Source organism: Gilliamella sp. HK2 (assembly GCF_001690265.1).
Lineage (GTDB): Bacteria > Pseudomonadota > Gammaproteobacteria > Enterobacterales > Orbaceae > Gilliamella > Gilliamella apicola_C.
On the sequence record NZ_LZGV01000099.1, the window covers coordinates 16,052 to 33,185 of the forward strand.

The 17,134-nt window shown below is 36.8% G+C and carries 15 protein-coding genes; 12 read left to right on the forward strand and 3 right to left on the reverse strand.

What is annotated here, in order from left to right:
• Positions 1–14: 14 nt before the first annotated feature.
• Positions 15–551: a ribosome biogenesis factor YjgA gene (gene yjgA / locus A9G45_RS11970; RefSeq protein ID WP_065567932.1), complete on the reverse strand. Its 537-nt coding sequence runs from the start codon at positions 549–551 to the stop codon at positions 15–17.
• A gap of 77 nt (positions 552–628) precedes the next feature.
• On the opposite strand from yjgA, the gene pmbA reads away from it, so the two are divergent.
• The 5 genes from pmbA to recG all read left to right on the forward strand — a co-directional run bounded on the left by pmbA (position 629) and on the right by recG (position 8,399).
• The gene (gene pmbA, locus A9G45_RS11975; RefSeq protein ID WP_065567933.1) at positions 629–1,981 is read left to right on the forward strand and encodes a metalloprotease PmbA; all 1,353 of its coding nucleotides are present in this window, start codon (positions 629–631) and stop codon (positions 1,979–1,981) included.
• Between the two features lie 8 nt (positions 1,982–1,989).
• The gene (locus A9G45_RS11980) at positions 1,990–3,732 is read left to right on the forward strand and encodes a SulP family inorganic anion transporter (RefSeq protein ID WP_141673681.1); all 1,743 of its coding nucleotides are present in this window, start codon (positions 1,990–1,992) and stop codon (positions 3,730–3,732) included.
• A 150-nt stretch (positions 3,733–3,882) separates the two neighbouring features.
• Positions 3,883–4,173: a DNA-directed RNA polymerase subunit omega gene (gene rpoZ / locus A9G45_RS11985; RefSeq protein WP_065567934.1), complete on the forward strand. Its 291-nt coding sequence runs from the start codon at positions 3,883–3,885 to the stop codon at positions 4,171–4,173.
• A gap of 18 nt (positions 4,174–4,191) precedes the next feature.
• A complete protein-coding gene (gene spoT / locus A9G45_RS11990) occupies positions 4,192–6,300 on the forward strand; it encodes a bifunctional GTP diphosphokinase/guanosine-3',5'-bis pyrophosphate 3'-pyrophosphohydrolase (RefSeq protein WP_065572416.1) in 2,109 nt (702 codons plus the stop codon).
• Between the two features lie 5 nt (positions 6,301–6,305).
• On the forward strand, positions 6,306–8,399 hold the full coding sequence (gene recG / locus A9G45_RS11995) for an ATP-dependent DNA helicase RecG (protein ID WP_065567936.1): 2,094 nt from the start codon (positions 6,306–6,308) through the stop codon (positions 8,397–8,399).
• Positions 8,400–8,500: 101 nt separating this feature from the next.
• On the opposite strand, the gene ulaG is transcribed toward recG, so the two are convergent.
• Together ulaG and ulaR are read right to left on the reverse strand one after the other, a co-directional pair.
• Positions 8,501–9,568: an L-ascorbate 6-phosphate lactonase gene (gene ulaG, locus A9G45_RS12000; RefSeq protein WP_065567937.1), complete on the reverse strand. Its 1,068-nt coding sequence runs from the start codon at positions 9,566–9,568 to the stop codon at positions 8,501–8,503.
• Between the two features lie 26 nt (positions 9,569–9,594).
• Positions 9,595–10,356 (reverse strand): HTH-type transcriptional regulator UlaR, encoded by a 762-nt coding sequence (gene ulaR, locus A9G45_RS12005; protein WP_065567938.1) that lies wholly within the window; start codon positions 10,354–10,356, stop codon positions 9,595–9,597.
• A 470-nt stretch (positions 10,357–10,826) separates the two neighbouring features.
• Here ulaR and A9G45_RS12010 point away from each other — a divergent pair, with 470 nt between their 5' ends.
• The 7 genes from A9G45_RS12010 to lysA all read left to right on the forward strand — a co-directional run bounded on the left by A9G45_RS12010 (position 10,827) and on the right by lysA (position 17,126).
• Positions 10,827–12,548, forward strand: coding sequence for a PTS ascorbate-specific subunit IIBC (locus A9G45_RS12010; protein WP_442903040.1), 1,722 nt, complete (start codon positions 10,827–10,829; stop codon positions 12,546–12,548).
• A 23-nt stretch (positions 12,549–12,571) separates the two neighbouring features.
• Complete coding sequence (locus A9G45_RS12015; RefSeq protein WP_065567940.1) at positions 12,572–13,045, forward strand: PTS sugar transporter subunit IIA; 474 nt, start codon at positions 12,572–12,574, stop codon at positions 13,043–13,045.
• A gap of 3 nt (positions 13,046–13,048) precedes the next feature.
• Complete coding sequence (locus tag A9G45_RS12020) at positions 13,049–13,741, forward strand: L-ribulose-5-phosphate 4-epimerase (RefSeq protein ID WP_065567941.1); 693 nt, start codon at positions 13,049–13,051, stop codon at positions 13,739–13,741.
• Between the two features lie 16 nt (positions 13,742–13,757).
• A complete protein-coding gene (locus A9G45_RS12025; RefSeq protein ID WP_065567942.1) occupies positions 13,758–14,402 on the forward strand; it encodes a 3-keto-L-gulonate-6-phosphate decarboxylase UlaD in 645 nt (214 codons plus the stop codon).
• A 64-nt stretch (positions 14,403–14,466) separates the two neighbouring features.
• The gene (locus tag A9G45_RS12030) at positions 14,467–15,375 is read left to right on the forward strand and encodes an L-ribulose-5-phosphate 3-epimerase (RefSeq protein WP_065567975.1); all 909 of its coding nucleotides are present in this window, start codon (positions 14,467–14,469) and stop codon (positions 15,373–15,375) included.
• A 317-nt stretch (positions 15,376–15,692) separates the two neighbouring features.
• Positions 15,693–15,860 (forward strand): LPS translocon maturation chaperone LptM, encoded by a 168-nt coding sequence (gene lptM / locus A9G45_RS14190; RefSeq protein ID WP_141673682.1) that lies wholly within the window; start codon positions 15,693–15,695, stop codon positions 15,858–15,860.
• Between the two features lie 12 nt (positions 15,861–15,872).
• On the forward strand, positions 15,873–17,126 hold the full coding sequence (gene lysA, locus A9G45_RS12035; protein WP_065567943.1) for a diaminopimelate decarboxylase: 1,254 nt from the start codon (positions 15,873–15,875) through the stop codon (positions 17,124–17,126).
• The last annotated feature ends 8 nt before the right edge of the window (positions 17,127–17,134 follow it).

Consider the following 17,134-nt stretch of genomic DNA (forward strand, 5'->3'; position numbering starts at 1 on the left):
GCACATTATAAAGATTATTCTGTATCGCTCAATTCTTTTAAATATTGAAAAATTTGCCTTGCCGTTTTGGTAGGTTTATTGGCTTCTTGCTCTTTTTTGGCTAAACGCGCTAAGGTGCGTAGTTGCTGGCGATTGGCTGTTGGATATAAGCTCATGATAGTTTCCGCATCGCCTGTCGCAATCAGGTCATCTCGTAGTTTTTCGAGTTTATGAAATAAAGAAATTTGTTGATTGTGACGATTTTTGAGCTTATCAAGGGCTTGGCTAATGGGATCAATATCTCGGCTACGTAGTAGCTTGCCAATGTATTGGATTTGTCTGCGATACCCTTCTTTTTTTATTTTCTGAGCAAGTTCAATAGCATAAATAAGATCTTCATCGAGAGGAATTTTTTCCAGTTCGTTTTTGCTTAAATTAACAAGCTCAACACCTAATTTTTTTAGCGCTTCCGCATCACGTTTGATTTCGCTTTTACTAACGTAAATGATTTCATCGTCTTGGGTGTCAATAGCAAAGTTGGGTTCTAAATTTGTCTCTTGATTATGATTCATGTTATTTCTTTTGTTAACTAATATTCAATTCTAGCTTATTATAACGTATCACTAGCAGAATTGTAGAAAATAATAAAATGAGTATTGAACAAATTAAAAAAGAAGCGATAAACCAGAAAGAAAATTTATCAGCTATTGTCGCTAATGCTATTAAGCAAGCAAAGTCACGAGTGGATGCCGTTGAAGTATCGATTAATCAATCAACGGGTATTAGTGTTAGCACCCGAATGGGGGATACCGAAAATGTTGAATTTAATAGTGATGGAGCTTTATCCATTACTGTTTATCAAAACCAACGTAAAGGCAGTGCATCAACCAATGATTTATCCCCTTCGGCGATTTTGCAAACGGTGGATATGGCGATTAATATTATGCAATATACATCGCCCGATCCTTGTTCTGGTTTGGGCGATGTAAGCCAAATGGCATTTAATCCTCCTGATTTGGATTTATTTTATCCAAGTGATTTAAATGTCGATAATGCCATTGAACAGGCAAAGCAAGCTGAATTAACCGCGCTCAATCATTCAAAACTAATTAGCACTGATGGTGGTTATTTTAGTAGCCGATATGGTGTTTATGTTTATGGTAATAGTTTAGGAATGCTACAAGGTTATTGTGCAAGTTCACATTCGCTTTCATGTTCAGTTATTGCCGAACAAGCAGGACAGATGGAAAGCAATTATGCTTATACCTCATCACGTGATTTCAGTGAATTAAAATCAGCAAGTTGGGTGGGTACGCAAGCAGCTGACAGAGCAATATCGCATTTAGGTGCTAAGCAAATCGCAACCATGCAAGCTCCAGTACTGTTTAGTGCTGAAGTTGCTGTTGGGCTTATTAGGCATTTAGTCAGTGCCATCAGTGGTGGCGCAATCTATCGTAAATCCTCATTTTTATTAGACTCTGTTGGGCAGGCTATTTTTCCTAAATGGCTGACTATTTATGAAGATCCTTATATTTTAAAAGGTATTGGCTCTTCGCCTTTTGATAGTGAGGGTACAAAAACAGTTAAGCGTAATATTGTTGAGCAAGGCGTGTTGCAAACTTATTTATTAAGTAATTATTCAGCGCGTAAATTGGGTTTAACATCAACAGGTCATGCCGGTGGGATTCATAATTGGCTTATCTCGCCTAGCCAAACTCATGCTAGCTTTGATGATATGCTTAAAAAACTGGATAAAGGCGTTGTCGTTACTTCGTTAATGGGACAAGGTGTTAATAGTGTAACTGGCGATTATTCACGCGGAGCCACTGGATTTTGGGTTGAAAATGGGCAAATCCAATATCCTGTTAGCGAAATTACGATTGCCGGCAATCTTAAAGATATGTATAAAAACATTGTGGCAATAGGTAATGATATCGAAACGAGAACTAATATTCAATGTGGTTCGATTTTGATTGATGATATGAGCATAGCTGGAAAATAAGGATTAGTATGGGTCGTTTTTTTAACAATGCTTTTTTTCAAAAATTAGCTTTGTGGATGCCAGGATTAAGTAGCCTATTACAGTATAAGCGAGAATATCTTAATTTTGACATTAAGGCGGGGTTATCGGTTGCGGCAGTTTCGTTACCAGTGTCAATTGCTTATGCTGAATTGACAGGTGTTGGTGCGATAGCAGGACTATATTCGACCATTTTGCCTTTAATTGTCTATGCGCTTTTTGGATCTTCGAAACAACTGATTGTCGGACCTGATACGGCAACATGTGCTGTCGTTGCGGCTGTTGTGTTGCCGTTAGCAGCTAATGATCCCATATTACGTTGGCAATTAGTCATGATATTAACAATAATGATTGGTATTTGGTGTATTATCGCAGGAAAGCTACATCTTGGCGCTTTGGCTGACTTGCTTAGCCAGCCTATTTTAATTGGTTTGCTTAATGGCATTTCAATCACCATTATGGTTGATCAGTTAGCAAAAACACTTGGTTTTAGTTATGATTATTCTTATCTGATTGAGCGAATTGTTTATTTACCTTTTAAAATATCGCAAATCCATATAGCCACGGCACTGGTTTCATTTTTTACTTTGTTTATATTAATTGCTTTAAAGCGATTAAAACCGTTATATCCAGCGCCATTATTAGCCGTCATTGTGATGACATTTTTTTCATGGTTATTTAATTTTGAGTATTTTAATATCCGTATTATTGGTAATGTGAGTGGAGAGTTTATCCCTGCCAAATCATGGCTTGATTTTGATAAAGGGTTGATGCGTGATTTAGTTGTTCCCTCACTGAATATTGCTATCATTTGTTTTGTCAGTATGATGATAACCGTGCGCAGTTTCGCATCCAAAAATAACTATGAAACCAACGCTGATATCGAATTTAAAGCGCTAGGTATGGCTAATATTGTAGCGGGGTTATCACAAGGTTTTGTTGTTAGTGGCACCTCATCAAGAACTGCTGTTAATGATGCCAATGGTGGTAAAACTCAGTTAGTTTCAATTATTGCTGCTATATTAATTGGTATTGTCGTGTTGTTTTTTCTTTCGCCTTTACAATATATTCCCACTTGTGTATTAGGCATAATTTTGATTTATTCATCCATTTCGTTAATTAATTTTCAAACAATCATCCGCTTTTTTAAATTTGATCGAGATGCGTTTTATTTAAGTTTAACAACACTGATTTCAGTTCTTGTGATAGGTATTATTCCCGGTATGGCCCTGTCGGTGTTACTTGGGATATTTTTATTTTTGCGCCGTGTCTTTAGGCCGAAAGATCAATTGTTAGGTGTTGATGCAAGTGGTCGAATTCATTCAATAAGCCAAGGTGTTAAACCAATCAATAATACTCTGATTTATCGATTTAACTCTCCACTAACTTATTTTAATATTGCCTATTTTAAACGGAGAATTATTAGTTATATTGATGAAGCAAAAGAGCCAATAAACTATGTGATTGTTGATGCAATTCCTTGTTTTACTTATAAAGACGTGAGTGTGTTGTCAGGAATTGATGAATTAGTAAGATCCTTAAAAGTAAGAAACACCATGTTAATCTTATCCGGTCGGCGTAAAACACTCAAAAATTGGTTTAAACAAATGAATATTAAGCTTGATAACGATCATATTGATTTTGCTTATGATCTTTATTTTGCTGTGAGATTAGTGCAAAGTAAAGAGCATATGGATAATAAAATTGATGATGAATATGAAAAGTTATCGTAATCAATGATAAGAACCTAGCAATTTTTTATTATCTAAGATCCCTTTATTTCAATGTATAAAACAATATTAATATAGACAAATCACTACAAATTTAAGTAGAATATCAGATCTTTCAAATGAAGCATTTTAGTAAACAATTTAGAGGTAAAAATGGCACGTGTAACTGTTCAAGATGCAGTAGAAAAAATTGGTAATCGCTTTGATCTCGTTATTGTAGCAGCAAGACGCGCTCGTCAATTACAAGTTGAAAATAAATCACCGCTTGTTCCAGAAGAAAACGACAAAGAAACGGTTGTTGCTTTACGCGAAATTGAAGAAGGGCTTGTTAATAAACAAATTCTTGATATTGCTGATTTCCAAGCGCGTCAAGATGAAGAAGCAGAAGCACGTGCAACACTTCATGAGTCGATTCTTCTCGAAAACACACCATCATACGAATAAGCTTTACAGGAATTGCTTATGCAATATTTTGATAGCTTAAAAGAGGTTGTAGCATCTTATCTTCCTGCTAAAAAAGTAGAATTGATACAAGATGCTTATCTTTTTGCTAAAAATGCACATGAAGGGCAATTCCGATGTAGTGGTGAGCCTTACATCATCCACCCGGTTGCAGTTGCAACAAATTTAGCCGAGATGCGGCTTGATTATGAAACAATTATTGCCGCACTTTTACACGACACCATCGAAGACACTCCTGTCACTTTTCAAGATATTACAATCAAATTTGGTCAACATGTTGCCATTTTAGTTGAGGGCGTGTCGAAATTAGACAAATTAAAATTTCGTAATAGACAAGAGGCTCAAGCTGAAAATTTTCGGAAAATGGTGCTTGCCATGACCGAAGATGTGCGCGTTATTTTAATTAAGCTTGCTGATCGCACCCATAACATGCGTACACTTGGTGCTTTAAGACCAGAAAAACGCCGTCGCATTGCCAAAGAGACTTTAGAAATTTATGCCCCTTTAGCTCATCGTTTGGGCATTAATCATATTAAAACAGAGCTTGAGATTTTGAGCTTTACTGCAATGCATCCAAATCGTGCCCAAGTGATTGAAAAAGTAATTAAAACGGCGCGAAATACACGAAAAGAGCTTATACAACAAATTTTGTCTGAAATACGTAACCGGTTATTAGATGCTCATATTGACGCGGAAGTTACTGGTATCGAAAAAAATATTTATGCGATTTATCAAAAGATGAAATTGCGTGAGCAGCAATTTCATTCCATTATGGATATTTATACGTTTAGAATTGTAGTAAAGGACGTTGATGCTTGTTATCGCGCTCTTGGGTTAGTGCATAATCTTTATAAGCCACGACTTAATCGTTTTAAAGACTATATTGCGATCCCCAAAGCGAATGGTTATCAGTCGTTACATTCATCATTAATTGGGCCTCATGGAACACCTGTTGAAGTACAAATCCGCACTGAAGATATGGATCAAATGGCTGAAATGGGTGTTGCTGCGCATTGGGCATATAACGAAACCGATGAAATGAACAATACTACCACGCAAATTAAAGCTCAGCGTTGGATGCAAAGTTTATTAGAATTACAACAAAGTGTGGGTAATTCTTTCGAATTTATCGAAAATGTAAAGTCTGATCTGTTTCCTAAAGAAATTTACGTTTTTACCCCTAAAGGGCGTATTGTTCAGCTACCTGAAGGTGCAACAGCAGTTGATCTTGCCTATGCAGTCCATTCTGATATTGGTTATCAGTGCATTGGTGCAATTGTTGATCGTAAACCTTATCCTTTATCGCAACCATTAAGTAGTGGTCAAACCGTTGAAATTATTACTTCATCAGAAGGGCGACCTAATGCTAATTGGTTAAGCTTTGTAGTTAGTGCTAAAGCGAAGTCTCGAATTCGTCATGCGCTTAGAACACTTAAACGTGAAGATGCAATTAAATTGGGACGGCGTTTGCTCGATCTTTCGTTAGTTAAATCTGGCGGTATTAGTGAGTTATCATCAAGCCAAAAAGCTCGTGCAGCTGAGTTAGCTAAATTGCCAACTTTTGATGATGTTTTGTCCGAAATTGGGCTAGGCAATATTATGAGCCATTTTATAGCTAAAGGATTAGAACATAAATCGCTATTACAAAATAAAACAGAACCCAATAAAACACTAGTTATCACGGGTAGTGAAGGCGTTTTGGTTACGTTTTCTAAATGTTGCCATCCTATTCCAAACGATCCTATCGTGGGACATGTCAGCCCAGAAAAGGGGCTGATAGTGCATCACGAATCTTGCCGAAATATTTCAGACTATCAAAATAATCCAGAAAGATATATTCCGCTTAAATGGGCGCCAGATATTTCTCAACGCTTTGTTGTTGAAATTTGGGTTGATATTTTAAATGTTCAAGGCGCTTTAGCGAATCTCCTTTCAATTATTAATGGTGAAAATACCCACTTGCAGTGGTTAAATACCGAAGAAAAAGACAGACAAATTTATACCATCATTTTGCAAATAGAAGTGAAAAACACTCAGCAACTTAATGAATTAATGCGGAAAATATCGCTACAGCCCGATGTAGTGAGCGTGACACGAAATATAAATTAGTCATTATGATAAAGCGATTTTTTGATCATTTGCCGTTGATAAAATTAACGGGGATTGGTGCAAGTTTAGAAAAAAAATTTAATACATTAGGTATTTATACCGTCAAAGATCTGTTATTGCATTTTCCTTTGCGTTACGAAGATCGTACGTCGTCTTGTTCCATTGGTGATGCGGTTATTGGTGAGTTCACTACAATTGAAGGCGCTATAATCAAAAGTGAAGTTGCCTTTAAGCGTCGACAAATGTTAATTTGCTATATTCAAGATGATTCAGGCATTGCCGTATTAAGATTCATGCATTTTACACCCAGCATGAAAGCTTCGTTGATTAAAGGAAAATGGGTGAGTGCGTATGGCGAGATAAAACGTGGCAAAAATTATATTGAAATTATCCATCCACAATTTAAATTTAAAGCCAATGGAAACGAGTCATCAGTCAGGTTAGATGATACTCAAGAAAAATATACACCTATTTATTCAACGACCTATGGACTATCTCAAGCATTGATTCGACGGTCAATCATGGCAGCACTTTTGTTGTTAAAAAATAATCCACCTAATGAAATTTTACCAGCAAAGCTAGCATGCCACTTTTTGCCAGTATTGGATTCTTTAAATATTGTACATAACCCGCCTATTGATACTCATATTGAACAATTAATGTCGGGCGAACACCCTGCTATTAAACGATTTATTTTTGAAGAATTGATTGCTTATCATTTAAGTATGTTGATGCTAAAAAAGCATAATCAAAAACAGCAAGCACATCTGTTTTCTCCAAATCAATGTTTGATTAAACCGTTTTTATCATCATTGCCTTTTACACCCACTTGTGCTCAGCAACGTGTTGTGCAAGAGATTTATCAAGACATGGCAAAACCAGTACCTATGATGCGATTAATTCAGGGGGATGTTGGTTCAGGCAAAACATTAGTTGCTGCATTAGCTGCATTAAATGCTATTGAAAATGGTTGTCAGGTAGTATTAATGGCGCCGACAGAAATATTAGCAGAGCAACATTATAACAATTTTAGTACTTGGTTTGCACCGTTGGGGATTAGTGTTGATCTGTTGTCGGGGCGATTAACGGCTAAACATAAACGACAGTGTTATGAACGTATTCAAAATGGTGACAGCACGTTATTAATTGGTACTCATGCGGTGTTTGTTGATAAAGTAGAGTTTAACTCGTTAGGATTAGTCATTATTGATGAACAGCATCGCTTTGGTGTAAACCAACGTCTAAGCTTGTGGGAAAAAGGTATTAAAGATAATTTCTTCCCTCATCAATTAATTATGACCGCAACACCTATTCCTCGAACACTAGCAATGACCGTTTATGCTGATTTAGATGTTTCAGCCATTGATGAATTACCACCAGGGCGAACACCAATTACTACGGTAGTAATACCGAATACTCGTCGAGATGAAATTATTGAACGGGTAAACCAAGCTTGTTTAGCAAATCGCCAAGTTTATTGGGTGTGTACTTTAGTTGAAGAGTCCGAAACACTTGATGCGCAAGCGGCCGAAATGCTGGTTACCGAATTACAAGCCCGTTTACCCCATTTAAGTATTGCGTTAGTGCATGGCAAAATGAAATCGGATTTAAAACAATCAGTCATGCAAGATTTTAAAGCTGGGAACATCCAATTACTTGTTGCAACAACAGTTATTGAGGTTGGTGTTGATGTGCCTAATGCGAGCTTAATGATCATTGAAAATGCTGAGCGATTGGGTTTAGCTCAATTGCATCAATTACGTGGACGAGTTGGGCGAGGATCAGCCGTATCGCATTGTGTATTGATGTATCAAGCCCCCCTAAGTAAAGTTGCTCAAGCACGCATGAAGGTGATGCGTGAAAGTAATGATGGTTTTGTTATTGCACAAAAAGATCTTGAACTTCGTGGTAGTGGCGAAATCTTAGGTACCCGGCAAATGGGTATCGCTAATTTTAAGGTTGTTGATTTGGTTCGTGATCAACATTTGATTAGCCAAGTGCAACAAGCCTCTTACGACATTCAAAAGAACTACCCACAAAGTGCCACTCAACTAATTGATTGCTGGCTGCCAGATCGTGAAAGATACATTAATGTTTAATTAATTGGGGTAAAGAGATTGATGTGTGGACGGTAGAAAGTGTTGTTTGAATCAGTCCACACATTGAAGCCTAATAGAGGCTTAATAATTATATTAGCCAATTATAAGAATGATCGATATGGCAATTCTGGTTCATCGGTAAAAATATCTCTAAAGCCACGGTAATGCTGATAGTGCATTTTATGTTTATCGGTTGGATAAGTGTATCTACCGCCAACTTGCCAGAAGAAAGGTGTAAATTGATAATCAAGACGATCTTTCTTCATTTGCCATAATACTTCAATTTCGCGTGGATCACTTTGGAAGTTTGCCCAAATATCATGATGGAAAGGGATCACAACTTGAGTATTAAGCGATTCAGCAGCACGTAAAATATCGGCTGATGTCATTTTATCGGTCACTCCTCGTGGGTTTTCACCGTAAGATAGCAATGCCACGTCAATTTTGTAGTCATTGCCATGTTTGGCATAATAGTTAGAATAGTGGGAATCACCCGAGTGGTACAATGAACCTCCTGATGTCTCAAATAGATAATTAACTGCTCTATCATTCATGCCATCTAAAATAGATTTATCGGTAGATGAAACGCCTTTTGGCAAAGTAACTAACGATGTTCTATCAAAAGAGTCTAATACGCGAATTGTAATATCACCAACCTCAATCGTTTCCCCCACTTTGGCAACAATACAACGATCATCTGGCACGCCCCAGCTTTTCCACAATTCTACACAAGCTTTCGGGCCAATAAATTTTACTTTTGGTGAACAGTTTTGAATAACTGCTGCAGCAACATTGACATCAATATGATCGGCATGATCATGAGTTGCCATCACTGCATCGATTTCTTTAATTGCAAAAGGATCAAGAACAAATGGGCTAGTTCTTAAGTTTGGTTGCAATTCACGAACTCCGCCCATTCGCATCATTTGATGCTGTTTGTTCATTAATGGATTTGCGTGAGTTTTTTTACCTGTACCACACCAAAAATCAACAGAAATATTGGTATTACCCGCTGATTTTAGCCAAATCCCCGTACAAGCAAGCCACCACATAGTAAATGTATTGGGTTTGACCTCGGTTGTTTCGATCTCCTCATTAAGCCACGTTCCCCATTCAGGAAATGTATTTAATATCCACGATTCACGGCTAATTTCATTTACTTTACTCATACTCTGTTCCTTCTACAATTTTATTGTTAAACTAAAATAACCTCAACGCCTTGCTCCTTAATGCATTCAATTACGTCCTTATTAGCTTGTTTTCCTGTGATTAAAATATCTATTTTATTAACAGGGCAAAAAAGCATGCCTGAATTGGCTTTGGTATCAATTTTGGAGCTATCAACTACAACAACTAATTTCTCGGTTTTTTCCAATATTTGTTGTTCAGCTACAGCGCCTAATATTTCGTTTTTATAAAGACCTGTTGGTGTTAATGTTTTACCACTGGTAAACATCCACTTGCCAGCATAAGAATCGGTTATGTTAGCAATAGGATTAAGAATAATATTTTGTGTTTTGTTATATAATCCTCCCATAATGATGACATTTTCATGATCATGCTCAATTAAGTAACAAGCTAATGGAAAATAATTAGTAATAATTGAAACATTTTTACCACACAATTCACGGCCAAGTAAAAAAGCCGTAGAACCGCAATTTATAACAATATTTTCGTCACTGTTGCATAATTGTGCAGCTCGAATTGCAATACGGGCTTTTTCGTGATAGTGATCGGTATTATTACTGTCAATCGGTGCCCAAATTGGTTTTATTTCTTCTAATCGCATAATACCATTGCGGACTTTTTTAACGCGCCCTTCCTGATCTAGCTTAGTAATATCGCGCCTTGCTGTTGCTGGTGATATAGCAAATTTTGCGATTAATTCGGACACTCTAACCATACCTTTTTCGTTTACTAACGCTACTATTTCATTATGTCGTGCAATTTCGTTCATTTTTTCTTACATTTCATTGTGATTAAATATGATTATTTTATCGTAATTTTTATTTGTATTGTTGTCAATTGCTATAATTTTATTTATTAATACTAATATTTTTTAATTAATTGATAATAATAATTTTAATTTTTTTTGTCTTTATATTTTATTTAAGTTGTGATGCTGATCACATATGAAATTATAGTTTGTTGAGAAAAGTGATCCTTGTCAAAACAATCATAAATAATCATTGAATGATTTATTTTGATTGTGGAATATAACAAGTGTTTTTAATGAGCGATGATAAATAAAGTAATCAGCGGTTCCATTCATTTACTTTACGGATTATAAGAAACTTGATGAAAGGCAATTAAATGAAACTCAATATCAGAGGTGAGTGTTGTTTGAGCAGTAAAAATGTCAATAACCGATGAGAGGAACATATGGAAGTAATTTATAACGTATTTTATATTTTTTATAGTCAAGTGATGACAAAAGCACCTTTATTACTTGGCTTGGTGACAATGCTTGGTTATTGTCTATTACGTAAAGATATAACCACTGTGCTAAAAGGCACGATTAAGACCATTGTTGGATTTATGTTATTACAGGTTGGATCTGGTGTTTTGGTATCAACATTCAAACCTGTTATTGCTAAATTGGCAGAGTACCATGGCATTAAAGGCTCTATCATTGATACTTATGCATCAATGGTCGCCGTCGAAACGGGTATGGGCGAATACTATTCATGGGTTGGCTATTCTGTTTTGCTTGCATTAGCGATTAATATTATTTTGGTGGTATTTCGACGTTTAACCGGAATTCGAACCATTATGTTAACTGGTCATATTATGTTCCAACAGGTTGGTTTAATTGCGCTGTTTTATTTCCTTTTTGGTTACAGCATGTGGGAAACGATCATCTATTCGGCCATTATCACTGCGCTTTATTGGGGAATATTTTCGAATATGATGTTTAAGCCGACCGAGGCTGTTACTGGGGGAGCTGGTTTTTCCATAGGCCACCAACAACAATTCGGTTCTTGGATTGCGGTTAAGTTAGCGCCAAAATTGGGGGATAAAAACGATACAGTTGATAATCTAAAGTTGCCAAAATGGTTGCATATCTTTCATGATAGTATTGCCGCAACTACAATTGTGATGACAATTTTCTTTGGTATTATCTTGCTGTCATTTGGGTTAGATAATTTACAAACAATGGCAGGATCCACCCATTGGACCATTTACATCTTTGAAACAGGGCTTAAATTTGCCGTCGCAATTCAAGTTATTGTTGGTGGGGTGCGTATGTTTGTTGCTGAATTGTCCGAAGCTTTCAAAGGCATTTCAGAAAAGCTAATTCCAAATGCGGTATTAGCTATTGACTGTGCGGCAATTTATGCTTTTTCACCTAATGCGATGGTGTTTGGTTTTATTTGGGGGGCTTTAGGGCAATTCTTAGCGATTGCATTATTACTCATCTTTAAATCGCCAATTATGATTATTCCTGGCTTTATACCAATGTTTTTTTCGAATGCAACCATTGGTGTATTTGCCAACCATTTTGGTGGTTGGAAAGCCGTAATGAAGATCTGTTTTGCCATGGGAATGATAGAGGTATTAGGCTCTGCTTGGGTAATTCATATCTTTGCTCAAAATGGTACGCCGATTGACTCATGGATGGGAATGGCCGATTGGGCGATTTTATTTCCACCGATTTTACAGGCTTTATCTATTTCACACTTGTTTATCTATGTTCTTATTGTTCTAGCCCTGATTTATATGTTTTTTGCTGCTAAACAGCTTCGCCAAGAAGAGGCTATTTCTACAAATCAGCCTGAAATCAACGATAAAAACCAAGATGTCAATGAATCAGTACTTGAAAAAATGGATGAAGTCGCCGTGAGTGAAGGTCGTCCAATTCGTATCTTGGCAGTATGTGGGAGTGGTCAAGGCTCTTCAATGATGATGAAAATGAAGATTGCTAATTATTTAAATAAAAAAGGCATCCCAAACGAAATGGATTCTTGTGCTGTGACTGATTATAAATCACGTTTACCCAATGTCGATATCATTGTTGCATCTAAACATCTTATTCATGAAATTGAGGTGAATGAAGGTCAACATGCGTTAGGCGTACAAAATATGTTAAATCCACAAACTTTTGGCGATGAGCTGATAAAGTTGATTGAACAAGTGTTTTCTAAATGATCTTAAATACTAAGGAGTGCACCATGGCTTTAAAAGAATCACTAATTGAAAATAACGCTATTTTACTCAAAGCAAATGCTGCAACTTGGCAAGATGCCATCAAGCTAGGCACTGATATGCTAGTCGCCTCTAAAGCAATAGAGCCGTCGTACTACGATGCTATTGTTCGCTGTGTCAAAACAATGGGACCTTATATTATTATTGCACCAAACTTTGCCATGCCTCATGCAAGACCTGAAGATGGGGTAAATCGTACAGCTTTTGCTTTAGTTACCTTAGAAAAACCTGTCTATTTTGATGGTGAAGCTGAGCCTGTCGATGTTTTAGTGACATTAGCAGGTAGCACATCGGATCAGCATATGGAAGGATTAATGGAGGTCACTCAAATTTTAGATGATGAAAACAGTGAAACAGGGGTTGATCTAGATAAATTAAGGCGTTGTAACACCAAAGAAGATGTTTATGCCGTTATTGATCGTGCCTTAAATGGAGGTTAAATCATGTATCAAGCATTAAAAGAACGGGTATTGAATGCTAATTTATTGTTACCTAAATATCATTTAGTGACTTTTACTTGGGGTAATGTCTCTGAAATCGATCGTGAAAAAGGCGTTATCGCCATCAAGCCTTCTGGTGTTGAATATAGCAATATGAAACTGGATGATATTGTGGTTGTTTCGCTAATGGGAGATATTGTGGAAGGAAAATTAAATCCTTCAAGCGATACCGCAACGCATATTGAATTGTATAAAGCATTTCCACAAATTGGTGGTATTGTGCATACCCATTCTCGTTATGCCACTATTTGGGCACAAGCGGAATTAGATATCCCTGCACTAGGTACGACGCATGCCGATTATTTTTATGGTGATGTGCCTTGTACGCGTGAACTAACCGATAGTGAAATTGCAATTGATTATGAAAAAAATACAGGATTAGTCATTGTAGAAGAGTTTAAACGCCGAGGTCTAGATCCCGTCGCAATGCCAGGGGCAATTATCTCTGGTCATGCTCCATTTTGTTGGGGTAAAAATGCGTTAGATGCAGTGCATAATGCGGTCGTACTTGAAGAAGTAGCTATGATGGCTCTTGCCACTCGGCAACTTAATCAAGCAATCAAAATTCAACAAACGTTATCTGATAAGCACTATTTTCGCAAACACGGTGCGAATGCTTACTATGGTCAAAAATAGCAAATAGGAGAACAACATGGCAGCACCTAAATTACAAATCGCATTAGATCAAACTGAATTAGCGCCAGCATTAGATGTGGCAAAAAATGTAGCGGGTTTTGTCGATATCATTGAAGTGGGAACCATTCTTGCTTTTGGTGCAGGTATGCAAAGTGTAAAACGGTTAAGAGAACTTTATCCTAATCATATTTTAGTATGCGATTTAAAAACCACTGATGGTGGTGCAATATTGGCAAAAATGGCTTTTTCCGCAGGTGCAAACTGGTTAACGGTTTCAGCCGCTGCGCACATTGCTACTGTCGAAGCTTGTAAAAAAGTGGCTGATGAGTTTAAAGGTGAAATTCAGATCGAATTATACGGGCATTGGACATTAGAAGATGCTAAAGCTTGGCGTAACCTTGGCATTAAGCAAGCAATATACCATCGATCTCGTGATGCTGAACTTGCTGGTATTGGTTGGGGTGAAGATGATATAGCAAAAATGCGCCAATTATCTGATTTAGGACTTGAACTTTCAATCACCGGTGGCATTGTGCCAGAAGATATTCATTTATTTGCAGGCATAAAAACTAAAGCGTTTATTGCTGGTCGTGCGCTTGCTAATGAAAACGGTCAACAAACTGCGCAAGCATTAAGAACGCAGATCGCAAAATATTGGTAACAACAGCATGCAGTTGAAAAATCAGCTGCATGGTATTTTTTCATATAAAAAATGGGTTATCACAATGCCACAAAGTAACGATATATTTGAAAAACGGTATCAAACCAAAAACACGCCTCGAATAGGCATTTACGAAAAAGCCTTACCTAATCAACTATTATGGCAAGAGAAATTACAAATAGCCAAAAACTTAGGATTTGATTTTATCGAAATGTCGGTCGATGAATCAGATGAGCGCCGCGCACGATTAGATTGGTCTGACGATGAGATCTATTCACTTAGGCATCAATGTGAAAAAATCGGCATTCCACTACATTCCATGTGCTTAAGTGCGCATCGTAAATATCCATTTGGTTCAGCTAATCATGATACCCGCAATGAAGCTAAAATCATTATGGATAAAGCGATTACACTAGCTTACAAATTAGGGATAAGAGTGATCCAGCTAGCGGGTTATGATGTCTATTATGAACCCGCTGACTTGCAAACTCATCAACGTTTTATTAAAGGTATGCAGTGGGCCGTTAAGCAAGCTGAGCGAGCTGGGGTGATGCTGGCGGTTGAAATTATGGATACACAATATCTTAATAGTTTAAGCAAGTTTGAAATTTTAAAAAAAGAAATCAACTCGCCTTATTTTATGGCTTACCCTGATGTAGGCAATATTACCGGATGGAATTACGATACTTGTACCGAACTTATGTTAAGTCGTGATCATATTGTGCAGATTCATTTAAAAGATACCTATAAAGTTAAGTCGAATTATCTTGGTCAGTTTAGGGATCTTGTTATTGGTGAAGGTGAGGTTGATTTTACCGCTATCTTCAAAACGCTTAGAGCCATGAATTATGTGGCTCCCCTAGTTATCGAAATGTGGGCGAACGATGATAATTGGGAAACCAATATTATTACTGCGCAAAAAAGATTAAAGCTAATAGGTGATAAAACCAATTTTCCTATTTTTGACAAGTAAACTAACCTTTTTTTAATCCACAGTTAGAATCAGTTCTTGTGCTATGACTACACAGTATTAAGTTCTACCAAAGTAATTCAGCGGTAGAGCTTAATATGAAATTGTTTAACGTGTGTTAAGGTATATGAATCAATAACAACAAGACCACAACAAGAACACAATTAACCGTTTTGGCATTTTACTTATTGCAATACGCCATCGACTTACTAATTTTATCTATCGGTTTATCTAGACTTGATTAATTACACTTTGCACTGCTATGGGTATCGTGTAATATAGATAGCATCATAAAAAATCGAAATAATCTTGAATACGATATGAAATTAACTATAAAATTACTCTCTATCTTTTGGATTACGTTAGTTTTAATGGGGTGTGGATTAAAAGGGCCACTTTATCGTCCAGTTGAAACCGCATCAATAGTACAGTTTAAAACTACAACAACAGCCTCAATTCAATCTGATTCATTGATTAGAAAAATATAAAGGAATAAAGGGATGGATTTTTTGCATTATCAGCAGGGTCACTTATTTGCTAATCAAATAGCTATAGCGGATCTTGCAAAACAGTATGGTACTCCATTGTATGTTTATTCAGCAGATCACATAAGCAAACAGTTTTTAGCCTATGAACAGGAATTGGCTGCTAATAAACATTTAGTTTGTTACGCTGTTAAAGCGAATAGCAATTTAGCTGTTTTAAGTTTATTGGCAAAATTGGGATCGGGCTTTGATATTGTTTCACAAGGTGAATTAGAACGAGTATTAAAAGCAGGCGCTGATCCTAAAAAGATCGTGTTTTCTGGCGTGGCTAAATCAATCGTTGAAATTGAACGCGCGCTTGAAGTTGACATTAAATGCTTTAATGTTGAGTCTGAGCCTGAATTATATCGAATTGATGAAGTTGCAAAAAGATTAGGTAAAATCGCACCGATTTCATTGAGGATTAATCCTGATGTGGATGCTAAAACACATCCTTATATATCAACAGGCCTGCGCGAGAATAAATTTGGTATTAGTTATCAGTTAGCGTTGGATATTTATGAAAAAGCACGATCATTAGCGCATATTAATATTGTAGGTATTGATTGCCATATTGGTTCGCAATTAACCCAATTGTCACCATTTCTTGATGCTGCTGATCGCATTCTTGCTTTAGTTGATAAATTACAATCCAATGGTATCTTTATTAAACATATCGATTTTGGTGGTGGTTTAGGCGTTTGTTATGACAACGAGCAACCTCCGACAGCATTGCAACTCGTCACCGAGTTAAAGAATAAATTAGTTAATTATCCTGATATTGAAATTCTGTTTGAACCTGGGCGATCTATTGTTGCTAATTCAGGTTTGTTAATTACTAAAGTTGAATATACCAAACACCAAGATAGCAACCACTTTGCGATTGTCGATGCGGGAATGAATGATTTAATTCGTCCAGCACTGTATGAAGCTTGGATGAACGTATTACCTGAAAAACAACCGCAAGCTAGCGATGAGCCATTCATATACAATGTTGTTGGTCCTATTTGTGAATCTAGTGATGTTCTAGCCTATCAGCGTGCGCTTTCGGTTAAGCAGAACGATTTGTTGGTAATTTGTAGTGCTGGTGCTTATGGGTTTTCTATGGCATCTAATTACAATAGCCACCCAAGACCTGCTGAAGTGATGCTAATTAATGAACAACAGCATAAATTAATTCGCCAACGTGAGTCTTTGGATGATTTATGGCGAGGTGAAGTGGTTTTATAGCATTTATA